The organism is Trebonia sp. (assembly GCF_030042015.1).
GTDB lineage: Bacteria > Actinomycetota > Actinomycetes > Streptosporangiales > Streptosporangiaceae > Trebonia.
The window spans coordinates 1-15,817 of record NZ_JASIAL010000485.1; the positions used below are offsets into that span (position 1 = coordinate 1).

Sequence of the window (15,817 nt, forward strand, 5' to 3'; positions counted from 1 at the left end):
CGGCGCGCTGTTCCCGCCGGACCTGGCCGCCGCGACCGGCCGGCCGGCGGGCGAGATCGAGGACGCGCTGTGGGAAGGCGTCGCCAGGGGCCTGGTGACCGCGGACGGATTCCGCGCGGTCCGGTCGCTGCTCGCCAGGCGGCTGCTGTCAGGCGCCGGGTTCGCGGCGTCGCGGCGGAGCCTGCGGCGGGCCGGCCAGCACGCCACGCGGACCGCGGGCCGGTGGTCGCTGCTGCCGCCGGCGGTCTCGGACTACGACCCGGACGAGCTGGCCGAGGCGGTCGCCGAGCAGCTGGCGGCACGGTGGGGCGTGGTGTTCCGCGACCTGCTTGTCCGGGAGAACATCGCGCTGCCATGGCGCGAGGTGCTGTGGGCGTTCCGGCGCCTGGAGGCCCGCGGCCTGGTCCGCGGCGGCCGGTTCGTCAGCGGCTTCAGCGGCGAGCAGTTCGCGCACCCGGACGCGGTGGACGCGCTGCGCCAGGTGCGCAGGCAGCCCCGCGACGGCGAGACCATCCGGCTGTCCGCCGCCGACCCGCTGAACCTCGTGGGCGTCGTGCTGCCAGGCACGCGCGTCCCGGCGACCGCGGCGAACGCCGTCACCTACACGGACGGCGCGGTCCGCGCGCTGCCGCAGCCCGGGGAAGCGACCGCTGAGCTCCCCGCCTGATCGCCCGCTCCCGTCCCGATCCGCTTCCCTGCGCAGATACCGAACGAAGCGTGCCGCCTCTGCTGCGTCATCGCGAGCGCGGGGCAGTCGCCGGCGTCCGTTCTGACTGACTCGCGGCGGCACCTGACGCGGCCCGGCAGCGGCGCACCCGCCTACCTGCCCGCATCACCTGCCAGCGGGAAGAAGCAGGCGTGGGACCTGCCGTCGGCCTCGCGCACGAGCGGGGGCCGCTCGGCGTGGCAGCGAGCCTGGACGCGCGGGCAGCGGGCGGCGAACACGCAGCCTTGCGCGGCGCCCGCCCCGGGCGGCCCGGCCGCCCCGGCTGCCCCGGCCGCCCCGGCCGGCCCGGGGGCGGGCCTTTCCGCGCCGCCGGCCCCGTCCCGGACGGCGCCGTTCCCGCCGACCGCCAGCCGCCGCAGCGCCGGGTGGTCGGTGGGGATCGCGTCGTGCAGCGACTTGGTGTACGGGTGACGCGGCCGGCTGCGGACCAGCTCGGCAGGCCCGGTCTCCACCACCCGGCCGCGGTACATCACCGCGAGGGTGTCCGCGATCCGCCCGATCAGGTCCAGGTCGTGGCTGACGAACAGCATCGACAGGTCCCTGCTGCGCTTGGCCTCGAGCAGCAGGTTGACGATCTGCGCCTGCATCGACACGTCAAGGCTGGAGGTCGGCTCGTCGCAGATCAGCACGGCGGGGTCGCAGATCAGCGCGCGGGCGATCGCGATCCGCTGCCGGCCGCCGCCGGAGTACCTGGACGGGTAGCTGTCCAGCGGGGCATCGGGCAGCCCGACGGCGGTCAGCAGCTCGCCGACCCGCTCGTCGGTGTCGCGGTCCCCGAGCCGGTGGATCCGCAGCGGCTCGCGGACTATGTCCCGCAGCCGCATTCTCGGGTCGAGGGAGTCGTAGGGATCCTGCAGCACGAACCCGATCTGCCTGCGCACGCGCCGCAGGCTCCGCCGTCCGTGCGGGTAGTCCGCGCCGTCGAAGGTGAGCCGTCCCGCCGACGGGCGCTCAAGTCCGAGCGCCAGCCGGACGCAGGTGGTCTTCCCCGAGCCGGACTCGCCGACCAGGCCGAGCGTCGAGCCCTTGGTCAGCGACAGGCTGACGTCGTCGAGGGCGGGCATCCCGCGGTAGTACTTGCTGACCGAGTCAAAGCCGAGGACGACGCGCTCGCGTGCCTGCGTGCCGCCCGCGGGCGCGGCGCCAGGGAGGGAGACCGCGGCCGGGGCGAACGTCCGGCTGCCGCCCCGCGTGACGTCGGTCGCCTGTTGCCGGATCATGACCGTACCTCCTCAGCCTGGTCGGCGGCCTGGTGCCCGTCGCCGGGCGGCACGGGATGGTGGCAGGCCACCAGCCGCCCGCCCGCCACCGGCTCAAGCGCCGGGGCCTGGTCCGCGCAGACCGCCGACGAGCGCGGGCACCTGGGCGCGAAAGCGCATCCGGTCCGCTGGGCGGACGGCGCCGGCGGTGCGCCCGGTATCTGGAACAGCGGCGTGCCTGGCCGGCCCGTCCGCAGGTCGCGCCGCGTGCGCAGCAGGCCCGCGGTGTAGGGATGACCGGGGTGATCGAAGATCGCGTGCACCGGGCCCTGCTCGACGATCCGGCCGGCGTACATGACCGCGACCCAGTCGGCGAGTTCGGCCACCACGCCCATGTCGTGGGTGATCCACAAGATCCCGGCGCCTGTTTCCGCCTTCAGGACGCCGAGCAGGGCGAGGATCTCCGCCTGGGTGGACACGTCAAGCGCCGTGGTCGACTCGTCCGCGATCAGCAGCGGCGGCGACAGCGCCACCGCCATCGCGATCATCACCCGCTGCCGCATGCCGCCGGAAAGCTGGTGCGGGTAGCGGCGGGCGACAAGCTCCGGCCGGTCGATCCGCACCCGCGCCAGCTCGCGCACCGCCTGCGCCGTGGCCTGCTGGCCGGACATCCCGCGGTGCACCCGGAACAGCTCGCCGATCTGCTTGCCCACCGGCCGCACCGGGTTGAGCGCGGCCATCGCGTCCTGGGCGATATAGCCGAGCAGGCCGGCCCGCCTGGACCGGAACTCCCGTCCGCTCATCGCGGAGGCGTCGCAGCCCGCGATCGCGACCCGGCCGGTCACCGCCGCCGAGGGGGCGAGCAGCCGGGCGACGCCGAGCGCGAGCGAGCTCTTCCCGCTGCTGGTCTCCCCGATCAGCGCGACCGCCTGGCCGGGGGCGACGCGCAGGCTGGCGCCGTCCACCGCGAGCAGTTCGCCGTAGCGCACCCGCAGGTCATCGACCTCAAGCGCCGCGCAGGCCGGCCTGTCGTCCATGGCGGTCATGCCGGATCCTGCCTGGTCCGCGGGTCAACGAACATTCGCAGCAGGTCGGCGAGCAGGTTGAAGACGACCACCGCCACCGCGCCGACGAGCACGGTGCCCATCACGACCGGCCGGTCCAGGTTCTGCAGCGATTCGACGGCGAGCAGCCCGATCCCCGGCCAGCCGAACACCACCTCCACGGTCACCACGCCGGACAGGTAAGAGCCCAGGTCCATGCCGATCATCGTGAGCACGGGGGACGCCACGTTGCGGAGCACGTGATGGCGCAGGACGTGGCGGTCGGTCAGCCCCTTGGCGACCGCGGTCCGCACGTACACCGACGACAGCGAGTCAGCCATCTGGTCGGCGACGATCTGCGCGTACCACGGCGCCCCGACCAGGCCCAGGGTCAGCGCGGGCAGCACGATCTCGGCCGGGCCCGCCCCGCCGGTGACCGGCGCCATGTGCAGCCGGAAGCCGAACACGAGCAGCAGGATCAGGCCGACCACGAACTGCGGCATGGCCAGCAGGGTCAGGTTCACCGTGCTCACCGCGGCGCGCACCCGGGGGTAGAGCGTGGCCAGCAGGCCAAGCGAGCCGCCGATGACGACCTCGGCGACCACCCCGGCCAGCGCCAGCCAGCCGGTGGTGACAAGCCGCGGCGCGATCAGGCTGATCACGCTCTGCCGCTGCACGTAGGAGGTGCCGAGGTTGCCGCGGAACAGGTTGGCGAAGTATTCGGCGAACTGGACCGCGAGCGGCTCGTTCAGGTGCAGCTGGATCCGGATGTTCTCGAGGACGGCCGCGCTCTGCGCCCGCGGGGCGAGCGCGCGCGCCGGGTCGCCTGGCACGACGAATTCGGCCAGGAAGCACAGCACGGCCACGCCGAGCACGGCGATCAGCCCGTAGCCCAGGCGGCGGATCAGCGACCGAGCCATGACACCCTCGCAAGGTCGGGGTTGCGCGCCTTCAGGCCCTCGCCGATCAGCAGGAACGACAGCGTGAGCAGCAAGATCGCCACGGCGGGCACAAGCAGCAGGTGCGGCGCGTAGCCGAGCGCGTCCTGGCCGTCGGAGATCATGTTGCCGAGCGAGGCCGTGGGCGGGTTGATCCCCGCCCCCAGGTAGGACAGCGTCGCCTCGAACACCACCGCGGACGCCGCGTTCAGCGGGGAGTAGGCGGCGAGCAGCGGGAACATGTGCGGTGCCAGGTGCCGCCTGACCACCGATACCCCGCCCGCGCCCATCGCCTCGCCGGACTCGACGAATCCCCTGTGCCGCAGCCGCAGCGCCTCGCCGTAGACCAGCCGGGCCGGGTAGGCCCAGAACAGCGCGGTGATGATCACGATCACCCGGGTCAGCCCCGCGGGCATCAGCCCGGCGATGACCAGGGCGGCCAGCGTGTACGGCAGGGCCAGGCCGATGTCGGTGACCCGCATCAGGACCGCTTCGAGCGGGCCGCCGAAGAACCCGGCGAGCAGGCCGACCGCGGCGCCGATCGCGATGCTGGTCACGTTGGAGACCAGCGCCACGATCACCGACGTCCTGATCCCGAAGGCCAGCCGGGCCAGCTCGCTGCGCCCGAGCTGGTCGGTGCCGAGCGGGTGCGCCCAGCTCATCCCGAGCGGCAGGCCGGTCGGGGACAGGCCGTTGATCAGGTCCTGGTGCAGCGGGTCGCCGAACACCGGCGCGGCGATCGCGATCCCCACGAAGACGGCGAGCAGCGCGCTGCCCGCGATCAGCGCGGCGGGCCAGCGGGCGGCCCGCCGGACGCGGACCCGGGTCGCGGGTTTCGCCGGGGCGGCGGCCATCGCGGCCATCGCTACACCCACATCCGGTCGTAGTAGCTGTAGGTCTCGCCGCGGTACTGGTAGTTGTGGATCCGCGGGCCGACCCCGGCCAGCCAGAGCGCGGACTCAAGGAACACGAACGGCGCGTCCTCGCCGATGATCTGCTGTATCTGGGCGTACAGCCTGTTCCGCGCGGTCTCGTCGAAGGTCCGCCTGGCCTCGGCGGCCAGGGCGTCCACCTGCGGGTTGGAATACTGGTTGTAGTTGGACGACGCCCCGGTGACGTACAGGGCGTCCACCTCGTCGGCCGGGGTCGGCTGGACCTCATACCAGTCATCGGTGTCGAGCTGCAGGTGGGTGCCGCCGCTCTGGGCGGCCTCCTCCAGGCTGAGCAGGGCGTTGGCCGAGACCTGGTTCAGCGAGATCTGCACGCCGACCTCGGCGAGCTGGGCCTGCACGATCTGGGCGATCGTCGGGTAGGGGTCGTCGGCGTTCACCGTGAGCGTCGCGGAGAAGCCCTTCGGGTAGCCGGCCTGCGCCAGCAGCTGGCGGGCCTTGGCCGGGTCGTAACCGTAGGGGGTGAAGACCGGCGTGAAGTCGTCGATCTGGGCCGGGAACGGGGCGCCCCACGGCGCGAACGTGCCGTAGGTCACCCGGCCGATCGCCGCCCTGTCGACCGCCCAGTTCAGCGCCTGGCGCACCTGCTGGTTATTGAACGGCGCCTGGTCCAGGTAGATCGTCAGCCACAGGTTCCCCGGCGAGGGCCGCTCCTGGGTCAGCGCCGCCAGGCTCGGCGTGGCCAGCACGTGCGCCGCCTGCGACGACGGGATCCCCGGGCCGAGCAGGTCGACCGCGCCGTTCTGCAGCTGCAGCAGCTGCACGTTCGGGTCCACGCCCCAGCGGTAGGTCACCGCGTCCAGGTAGGGCAGCCCCGGGTACATGTACTGGTCGAACCGCTCGAACGTGGCGGTCTGCGCGGCGCTGTCGTAGGACACGATGCGGAACGGCCCGAACCCCACCGGCGTCTGGCCGAACTTGACCTCGCCGAGCCGCTCCACCTCCTCCCTGGGCACCGGGGCGGTCATCGGCAGCGCGAACGCGTTGAGGATCGTGAAGTCCGGCGCGGTCAGGTGCACAACCAGGGTGTAGTCATCGGGCGCCTCGACCCCCTCGAGCCGCGTGGCCTTCCCGGCGATCACGGCGTTCGCGCCCACGATCGACGTCAGGTAGCTGCTCGCCCAGGAGGCAAGCGCCGGGGTCAGCATCCGCTCCCAGGAGTAAATGAAGTCACTGGCGACGATGTCGCGGCCGTTGTGGAACTTCACTCCCCGGCGGAGCTTGAAGGTCAGCGTGGTGGAGTCCGCGGACATGGCGGGGGGTGCGGCGGCGATGTTCGGCACGGGGCCGCCGAGCTGCTTGTCGTAGGCCATCAGGCCGCCGAAGAAGACCAGCTCGGTGATGGCGTCCCACGCGGTCAGGTTGTAGCCGACCGCCGGGTCGAACGAGTTCGGCGGGTCCGTCCACACCACGGACACCGTCCCGCCGTAGGCGCCGCCTGAGGCCGGCTGCGGTCCCGGCACGTACTCGCGGAGCTTGACGCCGCCGCCCGGCGCCGACTGGGTGGTGGCGGCCTGGGTGCCGTATGAGCAGCCGGCCAGGACGCCGGCGGCGCCGAGCAGCCCGGCCGCGCCGGACAGGCGCAGGAATCCGCGCCGGTCGGTCATCCAGGCGGGTGGCGCGGCCTTTCCCGCCGGGCCTGTCCGGCCTGGCGGGGGCAGTCGTCTGGGCGGGAATCCCTCTGGGGTGGACATGTCGTGTCAGCTCCTCGCGATCGGGTCAGTCAGCGTGGGAAATCGGTCCGTGGCCTGGCGCGCCTGCGCTGACGTCGGCGGCCGGGCCGCCGAGCCGCCTGGTGACGTAGCGGCCGACGTCGGCGCTCGGCTGTTCCATCGGGGCCATGTAGCCGGACGTGAACATCCGCGAGCCCATCCCGTCCTGGACTTGCTCGCAGATCGACCAGTCCTGGCGGTTCACCAGGTCCCAGAACTCGACGGCGTCGCTGGGATCGAAGTCGGCGCGGGCGATCTCGGCCGGGTGGAACAGGAAGTCGCAGAGCACGGTCGTGTGCCCGGCGTCGTGCGGCCACAGCGTGAACGCGGCCACGTGGTCCGATGACAGGCTGAGCATGAGGTTGGGCAGGATGAGCTCGCCGCGGTGGCGGGCGATGTCTTTTTCGCTCAGCCCGGGGAAGGGCGCGCGCCTGGTCGTGCCGGTCGCCGTGAACGTGTAGGCGCCCTCGCGGTGCGGGATGCCGGCGTCCCAGTCGAGGTCGTTGCCCCCGCCGCGGCGGAACGCGGGGACCAGGTCGCACAGTTCCGGGTGGACCGGGCCGCAGTGGTAGCACTCGTTGTAGTTCTCGCAGATCACCTTCCAGTTGGCGGCGACGTGGTAGACGCGCCTGCCGGCGGTCCGCAGTTCGGCGAGCGGGTAGGCGGCGAGACGGCTGTCGGCCCCGTCCAGCTGGCCGGCCAGCGGGCTTTCGCCGGCGCGCTGGTCGAGCCGGATGAAGATGAACCCGCCCCAGGTGGCGACGCCGACCGGGTGCAGCGCCAGCCGGTCCCGGTAGCGGCGCAGGTCAGGCAGGAACGGCGCGGAGCGCAGCAGCCCGTCCAGGCCGAAGGTCCAGCCGTGGTAAGGGCAGCGGATCGAGCCGTCCGCGCGGCCGCTGCGCGCCAGGTTCGCCGCCGGCTGGGCGCCGGCCGCCGGGACAAGCCGGCACCCGCGGTGCCGGCACAGGTTGTAAAAGCCGGCCAGCGAGCCGTCCTTGCCGCGGACCACCAGGATGCTCTCGCCTGCCACGTCGGCGGTCAGGTAATCCCCTGGCGCGGCCAGCGCTTCCGCCCGCCCGGCGCAGAACCAGTCCGCGAACAGGACACCCGCCCGCTCGCTGGCGAACGCCTCCGCCGAGATGTAGCTGGCAGCCGGCAGGCTGCGCTCTAGCGGGATCTTCGTGCTCACCGCTGCCTCCTGTCCGCCCGGCCTCCCCTGCGTCGGCCGGGGCGCTGGTCAGTCGTCGGAATAAGGGTTGGGTGCCTGGATCGGCTTGCCCTCGGCGAACCGGCCGGGGCGGAACGCGGTCACGTCCACGCTGTCCCGTGCCGGGCCGGCGATCAGCCCGGCCAGGCTCTCGCCCACCGCGGGCGCGATCTTGAAGCCCATGCCGGAGAAACCGGCCGCCACGATCAGCCCGTCCAGGCCGGGCAGCCGTCCGAGCAGCGGCCGGGCGTCGGGGGTCATGTCGTACACGCCCGTGACCCCGCCGACGATGCCGGCGTCCGCGAGCGAGGGGATCCGGGACAGGGCCGCCCGCACCAGCGGCACCAGGTCCTCCTGGGTCGCGCTGACCCCGGTGTCCGGGTCGGCTCCGCGCGGGCCGGCGAACGAGCCGACCAGCGTCATCGCGCCTCCGGCCTCCGGCCGGAAATACGTCGCGGTGACGGAGTCGATGCAGGCCACGGGGGCGCCTTCGCCCGCACGGTGGGCGAGCAAGGCGACCCGGTGCAGCTCGGTCTCGATCGGCGCCGTGACGCCGGCGGTCCGCAGCAGCGGCGGGGACCACACCCCGGCGGCGAGGACCACGGTGCCCGCGTACTCGCGGCCGGCCGGGGCCGCCCCGTGCTCGCCGGTTTCGACTCCGATCACCCGGTCGCCGTCGGTGAGCAGCGACCGGACCGGCGTGTTCGGCCGGTACCGCACGCCGCGGGCCCGCGCGGCGGCGAGCAGGTCGCCGGCCACGACGGCGCCGTCACCGTAACCGCCGTCCGGCTCCCACGCGGCGCACTCGATGTCGTCGGTCCACAGCCCTGGCGCCACTTCCTTGACCCCGGCGGCGTCGATCACCTCCGCCCGCGCGCCGAGCGCGCGCTGCATGGCCACGTTGGCGCGCAGCGCCGCCTCCTCGCCCGGCCGGACGATCCGGACGAACCCGGTCCGGCGGACGCACCCGGGACGGCCGACCAGGTCCGGCCAGGCCCCGAACATCGCGTCGCTGCGCACCGCGAGCTCGACCTCGGGCGCGAACGTGTAGTGCATGCGGATCAGCGCGGACGACCGGCAGCTCATCCCCGAGCCGGCGGTCGCGCGGTCGAGCACGAGCACCTCGCCGGCGCCGGCCAGGCTGAGCTGGAAGGCGGTGGCGGCGCCGATGATGCCGGCCCCGACGATGATCACGTCCGCGCTCATCGCCGTCCCCGGCCCCTGCTGCTGCCGCCGCGCAGGTCCTTCAGGACCCGGCGCGCCGCGTTGTAGCCGGGGGCGCCGGTGACCCCGCCGCCCGGGTGCGCGCCGGCGCCGCACAGGTACAGCCCGGGGACCGGCGTCGCGTACCGCGCCCACCCGGGCACGGGCCGCATGTGGAACAGCTGGTCGACGGCGACGTCGCCGTGGAAGATGTTGCCTTCGGTCAGGCCGTACTCGCGCTCCAGGTCGAGGGGGGTCAGCACCTGCCTGGCGACCACCGCCGCGGGGACGTTGGGCGCGAACTGGCCGATCCTGGCAAGCACCCGGTCGCCCAGCTCATCCCGGCGGCTGTCCCACGTCCCTTCGGCCAGCCGGTACGGCAGGTACTGGACGAAGCAGGTCATGATGTGGCGTCCCGGCGGGGCCAGCGAGCCGTCCACGGCGGAGGCGACCACGCAGTCGACGAACAGCTGGCCGGCGTCGGCAAGCTCGCCTCGCTTGGCACGGTCGTAGCAGGCGTCGGCGACCGCCAGGTCGGGCGGCAGGGTGAACAGCGCCCGGCGGCCCGGGCCGGCATCGGCGGGCATGCCGCGCACCTGCGGCTCGGCGTCGAGCACCAGGTTGACCTTGCCGCACGGCCCGTCCATCCTGATCCCGCCGACCGCGGCGCGGAAGTCCTCGGGCAGGTCCGCCTTGTCGACGAGCTGCAGGAATGTCCGCTTCGGGTCGGCGCAGGACAGCACGGTGCCGGCCGTGATCTCGGTGCCGTCCTCCAGCGCCACCCCGGCCGCCCGGCCGCCCTTGACCAGGATCCGCGCGACTGGCGCGCTGGTGGCGATCTGCAGTCCGGCCGCGCGGCCCGCCGAGGCGATCGCGTCGCTGATCGCGCCCATCCCGCCAACCACGTGGCCGAAGAACCCCTGCTCCGCGTGCTCGCCGCCGGTCAGCAGGTGAAAGGCCAGGCCGATCAGCGTGCCCGGCTGGTACGGGCCGCCGTGCTTGCCGTACAGGTTGTTGGCCAGCAGCAACGCCTTTGCCTGCCGCGACTCGAACCTCGCGTCGATGAACTGGCCAAGGCTGCCGGTCAGCAGGATCGTCAGTCCCTCGAGCTCGCGGCCGCGCACTCCGCGCAGCCGGCGTGCCAGCCGCAGCACCTCGCGGCCGCCGCGCAGGCCGGTGGCCCGGGTGTCCGGCGGCAGCTCAGTGAACAGCGGCTGCAGCCTGGCGGCCAGGCCGCGCAGCTCGGCGTCCGCGGCGAGGTACGCTCGGGCGTCGGCGGCGGAGAAGCGGGCGATCTCGGCGGCGGTCTGGTCTGGGTCGTTCCACGCGGCGAGCACCTCGCCGCCATCCAGCGCGACCTGGAGCGCGGGCTCGCATGGCACCATCCGGAGCCCGTGGGAGCCCAGGTTCAGTTCCCTGATCACCTCGGGCCGCAGCATGGACGCGATGTAGGAGGTGGTGGATGCCCGGCAGCCGGGAGCGATCTCCTCGGTGACGCAGCAGCCGCCCACGACGTCGCGCCGCTCGACGACCAGCGTCGCCAGCCCGGCCCGGGCCAGCAGCGCTCCGGCGGTCAGGCCGTTGTGACCGGCGCCGACCACAATAACATCGCACCTGGTGGGCTGAGTGGCAGTCGTCATCATCTCTGACTTTCGGTCAAATAAGAGCGATACGCTGGCTAGTATGATTAGATAGCTGCACGGTGTCAATACTTTTCGAGTCGCGAGGAAGCGGAGTTCGTTTATGACCTCTGGTCAGACTAGGACCCCTGGCGGCCGGGTGCCCGTACGCGCGCAGGCCCGTCAGGCCGCCAGGCAGGAACGGATCGTGAACGTGGCGATGCGGCACTTCGCCGAGCGCGGATACGAGGGCGTGCGCATCGAGGAGATCGCCCAGGAGGCCGGCGTGGCCAAGGGGGCGGTGTTCGGGTACTTCAGCAGCAAGGCGCGGCTGTTCCTGGCGGCGTACCAGGCTGCCGCACGCTCGTTCAGCACCTACCTGGAGGCGCCGCCTGAGGTCGTCGAGCAGGGCTTCTTCGCCGTCATCAGCTACTGGATCGATGCCACGCCGCACATGATCTACGAAGACTGGGTGCCCTACCGGGTCACGCTGCTCGGCAACTACTGCTCCAGCCTGGAGCTGCGGCGGGAAGTCACCCAGTTCCTCGTGCGGGAGGACCCGTACGGCACGGAGGCGTTCGTGCAGTTCGGCATCGAGCGCGGCGAGATCCGCACCGACATCGACGTGAAGATGATCGTGTCGCTGGTGGACTGGCTGATGGACCGGGTCCAGGACGCGATCGTCACCGAGGAGCTCGACCCCGGGCTGTTCGGCTCGGCCGCCCAGCCGCAGCAGGTGCGGGAACTGCGGGTCCGCCAGTTCGTGGAACTCCTGCGCAGCGCGATCGGGGCGAGGCCGGCCGGGGTGACCTCGTGACCGGCGCGGAGCGGATGGCGGTCCGGGAGGCCAGGATCCCGGTCAGGGACGGCACCGAGCTGGCGGCGACCCTGTACCTTCCCGGCCTTCCCGACGGCGGCCCGGCGGTCCCTGCGCTGCTTGAGTACCTGCCCTACCGCAAGGACGACGGGATGCTCGCCCGCGACTACGGGCTGTACGCCTACATGACCGGGCACGGCTACGCGGGCGCGCGGGTGGACATCCGCGGTACCGGCCGCAGCGGCGGCACGCTGCCCGAGGGTGAGTACACCGAGACCGAGCAGCGTGACGCCGAGGACGTGATCGCCTGGCTGGCGGCTCAGCCGTGGTGCACGGGCGCCGTCGGCATGTGGGGCATCTCCTGGGGCGGCTTCAACGCGATCCAGGTCGCGATGCGACGGCCGCCGGCGCTGCGGGCGATCATCGCCGTGGACGCGTCCGACGACCTGTTCCACGATGACGTGCACTACATCGACGGGCTGCTGCACCTCGATGAGTACGCGCTGATGATCGACCACCTGAACGCGCTGCCGCCCGCGCCGGACTTCCCGCTTGACACGGCCACCCTGGCCGGCCGGTTCGACAGCGAGCCGTGGCTGATGACGTGGCTGGCCAGGCAGCAGGACGGGCCGTACTGGCAGCGCGGGTCACTGCGGCCGGACTACGGCCGGCTCACGATTCCGGCGTTCCTGATCGGCGGCTGGTACGACGGATACAGGGACTCGGTGCCCAGGATGCTGGCGGCGGCGCCGGCCCCTGTCAAGATCATGATCGGCCCGTGGAACCACACGTTCCCGCACAACGCGGTTCCCGGGCCGGCCGTCGAATGGCGCGCCGAGGCGGTCCGGTGGTGGGACCACTGGCTGCGGGGCGCGCGGAACGACATCATGTCCGAGCCCCCGGTCACGGTCTACGTCAGGGACTGGCACCCGCCGGAGCCTGGCCTGACGCGGATCCCCGGGCGGTGGCGGACCGAGCAGGCGCTTCCGCCCGCGCGGACCGTGTACCGGGCCTGGCACTGCGGCCAGGAGCGGAATCTGTCGGCCGTCCCCCCGCGGCCCGGCTCGGTCGCGCTGCGGTACGTGCCGTCGGCGGGCGCGGAGGCCGGCCACTGGTGGGGCGAGCTGACCCCTGACCAGCGTGGCGCGGACGCGTTCAGCCTGGTCTTCGACAGCCCGCCGCTGGCGGAGGAGGTCGAGATCCTCGGCTTCCCGCTCGTCGAACTGCACGGCAGCGCGGACGCCGAGCCACTGCACTGGTTCGGCCGGCTGTGCGACGTGGCACCGGACGGCGCGGTGACGCTGGTGACCGGGGGCGGCCGGGCCGGGCGGCCGGATCCGCTGCGCGACGGCGGCTCGCTTCCCGGCGGGCGGGACGGCGGCCCGCCCCCGCGGACGCCGGCCGCGCTGCCGCTTGAGTTGCACGTCACGTCGTGGGTCTTCCCGCGCGGCCACCGGATCCGGCTCGCGCTGTCCAACGCGATGTGGCCGATGATCTGGCCGACCCCGCACCCCGCCACGGCCACGGTCCGGCTCGGGCCGGACGGGACCAGGCTGATCCTGCCGGTGGTCCCCGCGGCCGAGTCGACCGCGCCGCCGCTGGCCGAGCCAGGCCCGGCCGAGCAGCCGCCCGGTGTCCGCAGCTGGGGCGGGCTGCTCCCGGACCGCTGGACCGTGCAGCGTGACGGCACCGGCGGCAGCGCGACCTGGTGGCGGGGCGGCAGCGGTACCGAGTTTCCCTGGGGCCGCGTGGTGGACGAGGAATACCTGCGCTACTCGGTCGACGACACGCGGCCCGCCGCCGCCGCCGCGCACGGCGAGGCCCGCACGGAGATCCAGGCCGGCGGCCGGCTGCTGACCGCCATCTCGGTCCTCGACCTCGGCGGCGACGCGAGCTCGCTGCATTACTCCTACCGGCGCGAACTGCGCTGCGACGGAGTCCTCATCCGCGAGCGCGGCTGGCAGCGCAGGTACCCGCGCGACGGGCACTAACCCCGGCGCGCCAGGGCGGCCGGATCGACCGCCAGTTCGCGGGCGACGAACTCGCGCGCCCAGGCGGCGCTCTGGTCGCGGTTCTGGATGCCGCGGTGGACGATCGTCTGGACGGCGAGCCCGTCAAGCAGGGCGGTGATCCGCCACGCCGCGCCGCGCGGATCGGCCGTGGTGAACTCGCCGCTGTGCACCCCGTCCTGGATGATCGCGATCAGCGATTCCTTCCAGCGCAGGTCGACCTCGCGGCCCACCTGCCGCAGCTCCGGGTCGCGCAGCGCCGCCGCCCATCCCTCGATCCACAGCCGCCACCCCTTGGCCCGCCCGGTCGGCGCGTACCACTCCAGGGCGGTGCTGAGCTTGTCAAGCGCGGTGGGCAGGCCCGCGCACAGCTCCTCCAGGTGATCGAGGTCCTGCTGCGCGGCCCAGGTGAACGCCTCGGCGATCAGGGCTTCCTTCGTCTGGAAGTGATAGACGATGAGCGCCGGGCTGACCGACAGGGCGTGCGCCACGTCAGACATCCGCAGGGCATGGATGCCTTGCGACTCGATCTGCGTCACGGTGGCACGCAGGATCTCCTCGCGGCGCAGGCCGGCCTCCTTGCGGGTGCGGGACACTCGACGAGGATAAGCCGGTCAGGGCAGGTGCCGGGCGATGACCATGCGCATGATGTCGGAGGTGCCTTCCTCGATCTCCTCGAGCTTGGCGTCGCGCATCCACTGCTCGACCGGGTACTCGCGGGAGTAACCCCAGCCGCCGAGGGTCTGCACCGCTGCCCAGGTGCAGAACATCGCCGTCTCGGACGCGGTGAGCTTGGCCATCGCGGCCAGCCCGGTGGCCTGCGCCCCGGCGTCGATCGCGCGGGCGGTGCGCAGCACCAGCAGCCTGGCGGCCTCGATGCGGCTGGCCATGTCGGCGAGCCGGAACGCGACGGCCTGGTGCTCGATGATCGGCTTGCCGAACTGGACGCGGGTGCGCGCGTAGTCACGGGCGTACTCGTAGGCGGCCCTGGCGACGCCGACCGCGGCGGCCCCGAGGACGGTGCGCGAGATGTCGAAGGTCCGCATCAGCCCGAGGAAGCCCTGTCCCTCGGCGCCGAGCCGGTTCTCCTCGGGCACGAACATGTCGGTGAAGAACAGCTCGCGGCAGACGATCGCGCGCTGGCCCATCTTGCGCATCGGCTCGCCGACCTCAAGTCCCGGGGTGCCCGCCTCGACGAAGAACGCGGACACCCCCGTGGACCGCTGGGCGGGATCTGTCTTGGCGAAGACGACGTAGAACCTCGCCGCCCCGCCGTTGGAGATCCAGGCCTTCTGCCCGTTGACGCGGTACCCGTCGGCGGCCCTGACCGCGGTGGTCCTGATCGACGCCGCGTCCGACCCGGCGCCCGGCTCGGTGGTGGCCAGCGCGGTCAGCGGCGCGCCGGGCCCGGTCAGCGGGGTGAGCCAGCGCTTTTGCTGCTCGGGCGTGCCGAGCGCGAGCACGGGGTCGGCGAAGAAGCCGTTGGAGCACACCAGGTTGCCGATCCCCAGGTCGCCGACGCACAGTTCCTCCTGGACCAGGCACTGCGTGAACACGTCGGTGAAGCCGCCCCCGCCGACCTCGGCAGGCAGCATGAAGTCGGTGATGCCGACCTGGGCCGCCTTCTTCCAGATGTCGACGGGCGTGACGACGTCGGCCTCGTCGACCTCGCGGGCGCGCGGGCGGATCTCCTCCCGTGCGAAGTCACGGCACAGCTCGACGATGGCGCGCTGCTCTTCTGTCAATGGCCATGGCTGCGTGAGCGCGGTCATGATGGTCCCTTCCGTTGGTTGTCATCGGGCGGCCTCCGCGGGGAGGTGGATCAGCGTGGGGCGGTCCGCCCCGAGCGCGGCCGCCAGCGCGCCGCCCAGCTCCGCCGCGGCGCCGACCCGGACGCCATGACAGCCGAGCGACCGCGCCAGCCCGGTGAAGTCGGGCGCGAGCAGGTCGACGGCGTGGACGGGATCCCCGCGGCCGGCCATCTCGTTGCGGATCTCCCCGTAACCCCCGTTGTCGACGACGACGACCGGCAGCGGCAGCCGCAACTCGGCGGCGCTTAGCAGCTCCGCGACGGTGAACATGATGCCGCCGTCGCCGTGCAGCGCGATCACCGGCGCGTCCGGCCGGGCCAGCTTCGCCCCGATCGCGGCGGGCAGGCCGTAGCCGAGCGTGCCCAGCCCGGTCGGGTAGAGCAGCGACCGCGGATGGTAGGCGGGCAGGTTGGACAGGGCGCCGTAGTAGCAGGCCATCGTGCTGTCACCGGCCAGGATCCCGTCGCTGCCAAGCGCCTGCGCGAGCGCGGCGGTCAGCCCGAGGTACGCGGCGCCTTCGGCGCGCGCGTCGGCCGCGAGGTCGTTCCTCGCGGCGGCCGCCCGCGCGGCCGCCTGGGTGGC

At 73.1% G+C, this 15,817-nt stretch carries 13 protein-coding genes and 1 pseudogene; 3 read left to right on the forward strand and 11 right to left on the reverse strand.

Annotation, left to right across the window (positions count from 1 at the left end):
- Positions 1–667: pseudogene (locus Q1N79_RS25800) on the forward strand (ATP-dependent DNA helicase); the annotation flags it as partial.
- Positions 668–819: 152 nt separating this feature from the next.
- Here Q1N79_RS25800 and Q1N79_RS25805 read toward each other — a convergent pair.
- From Q1N79_RS25805 to Q1N79_RS25840, 8 genes are read right to left on the reverse strand one after another with little or no spacing between them, the layout of a single operon-like run.
- Positions 820–1,947 carry an ABC transporter ATP-binding protein gene (locus Q1N79_RS25805; protein WP_300613343.1) on the reverse strand — a complete coding sequence of 376 codons (1,128 nt, stop codon included), beginning with the start codon at positions 1,945–1,947 and terminating at the stop codon, positions 820–822.
- Positions 1,944–2,972: an ABC transporter ATP-binding protein gene (locus Q1N79_RS25810; protein ID WP_300613345.1), complete on the reverse strand. Its 1,029-nt coding sequence runs from the start codon at positions 2,970–2,972 to the stop codon at positions 1,944–1,946. The genes Q1N79_RS25805 and Q1N79_RS25810 overlap by 4 nt, the downstream gene beginning before the upstream one ends.
- Positions 2,969–3,889, reverse strand: coding sequence for an ABC transporter permease (locus tag Q1N79_RS25815; RefSeq protein ID WP_300613347.1), 921 nt, complete (start codon positions 3,887–3,889; stop codon positions 2,969–2,971). The genes Q1N79_RS25810 and Q1N79_RS25815 overlap by 4 nt, the downstream gene beginning before the upstream one ends.
- Entirely contained in the window at positions 3,874–4,770 is an 897-nt protein-coding gene (locus Q1N79_RS25820) for an ABC transporter permease (RefSeq protein WP_300613349.1), read from the reverse strand. The genes Q1N79_RS25815 and Q1N79_RS25820 overlap by 16 nt, the downstream gene beginning before the upstream one ends.
- Positions 4,771–4,772: 2 nt before the next feature.
- A complete protein-coding gene (locus Q1N79_RS25825) occupies positions 4,773–6,551 on the reverse strand; it encodes an ABC transporter substrate-binding protein (protein ID WP_300613351.1) in 1,779 nt (592 codons plus the stop codon).
- 25 nt (positions 6,552–6,576) lie between these two features.
- Positions 6,577–7,758, reverse strand: coding sequence for an aromatic ring-hydroxylating dioxygenase subunit alpha (locus Q1N79_RS25830; protein WP_300613353.1), 1,182 nt, complete (start codon positions 7,756–7,758; stop codon positions 6,577–6,579).
- 48 nt (positions 7,759–7,806) lie between these two features.
- Entirely contained in the window at positions 7,807–8,982 is a 1,176-nt protein-coding gene (locus Q1N79_RS25835) for an FAD-binding oxidoreductase (protein WP_300613355.1), read from the reverse strand.
- Entirely contained in the window at positions 8,979–10,622 is a 1,644-nt protein-coding gene (locus Q1N79_RS25840; RefSeq protein ID WP_367185142.1) for a phytoene desaturase family protein, read from the reverse strand. Before Q1N79_RS25840 ends, Q1N79_RS25835 begins: the two co-directional genes overlap by 4 nt.
- Positions 10,623–10,722: 100 nt before the next feature.
- On the opposite strand from Q1N79_RS25840, the gene Q1N79_RS25845 reads away from it, so the two are divergent.
- Both Q1N79_RS25845 and Q1N79_RS25850 read left to right on the forward strand, forming a co-directional pair.
- On the forward strand, positions 10,723–11,415 hold the full coding sequence (locus Q1N79_RS25845) for a TetR/AcrR family transcriptional regulator (protein WP_300613359.1): 693 nt from the start codon (positions 10,723–10,725) through the stop codon (positions 11,413–11,415).
- Positions 11,412–13,406 carry a CocE/NonD family hydrolase gene (locus Q1N79_RS25850; RefSeq protein ID WP_300613361.1) on the forward strand — a complete coding sequence of 665 codons (1,995 nt, stop codon included), beginning with the start codon at positions 11,412–11,414 and terminating at the stop codon, positions 13,404–13,406. Before Q1N79_RS25845 ends, Q1N79_RS25850 begins: the two co-directional genes overlap by 4 nt.
- Here the strand turns inward: Q1N79_RS25850 and Q1N79_RS25855 are convergent.
- The 3 genes from Q1N79_RS25855 to Q1N79_RS25865 form a co-directional block, all read right to left on the reverse strand.
- Complete coding sequence (locus tag Q1N79_RS25855) at positions 13,403–14,020, reverse strand: TetR/AcrR family transcriptional regulator (RefSeq protein ID WP_300613363.1); 618 nt, start codon at positions 14,018–14,020, stop codon at positions 13,403–13,405. The genes Q1N79_RS25850 and Q1N79_RS25855 overlap by 4 nt on opposite strands.
- 18 nt (positions 14,021–14,038) lie before the next feature.
- Entirely contained in the window at positions 14,039–15,196 is a 1,158-nt protein-coding gene (locus Q1N79_RS25860; protein WP_300613365.1) for an acyl-CoA dehydrogenase family protein, read from the reverse strand.
- 21 nt (positions 15,197–15,217) lie between these two features.
- A partial coding sequence (locus Q1N79_RS25865; RefSeq protein ID WP_300613367.1) for a thiamine pyrophosphate-dependent enzyme occupies positions 15,218–15,817 on the reverse strand: 600 nt, incomplete at its 5' end.

What these genes read in the sequence shown, in the direction of transcription:
- Q1N79_RS25860 (WP_300613365.1), bottom strand. Translation starts at nt 15,196, where the DNA reads ATGACCGCGCTCACGCAGCCATGGCCATTGACAGAAGAGCAGCGCGCC.
- Q1N79_RS25835 (WP_300613355.1), bottom strand. Translation starts at nt 8,982, where the DNA reads ATGAGCGCGGACGTGATCATCGTCGGGGCCGGCATCATCGGCGCCGCC.
- Q1N79_RS25810 (WP_300613345.1), bottom strand. Translation starts at nt 2,972, where the DNA reads ATGACCGCCATGGACGACAGGCCGGCCTGCGCGGCGCTTGAGGTCGAT.
- Q1N79_RS25840 (WP_367185142.1), bottom strand. Translation starts at nt 10,622, where the DNA reads ATGATGACGACTGCCACTCAGCCCACCAGGTGCGATGTTATTGTGGTC.
- Q1N79_RS25820 (WP_300613349.1), bottom strand. Translation starts at nt 4,770, where the DNA reads ATGGCCGCGATGGCCGCCGCCCCGGCGAAACCCGCGACCCGGGTCCGC.
- Q1N79_RS25825 (WP_300613351.1), bottom strand. Translation starts at nt 6,551, where the DNA reads ATGTCCACCCCAGAGGGATTCCCGCCCAGACGACTGCCCCCGCCAGGC.
- Q1N79_RS25845 (WP_300613359.1), top strand. Translation starts at nt 10,723, where the DNA reads ATGACCTCTGGTCAGACTAGGACCCCTGGCGGCCGGGTGCCCGTACGC.
- Q1N79_RS25815 (WP_300613347.1), bottom strand. Translation starts at nt 3,889, where the DNA reads ATGGCTCGGTCGCTGATCCGCCGCCTGGGCTACGGGCTGATCGCCGTG.
- Q1N79_RS25805 (WP_300613343.1), bottom strand. Translation starts at nt 1,947, where the DNA reads ATGATCCGGCAACAGGCGACCGACGTCACGCGGGGCGGCAGCCGGACG.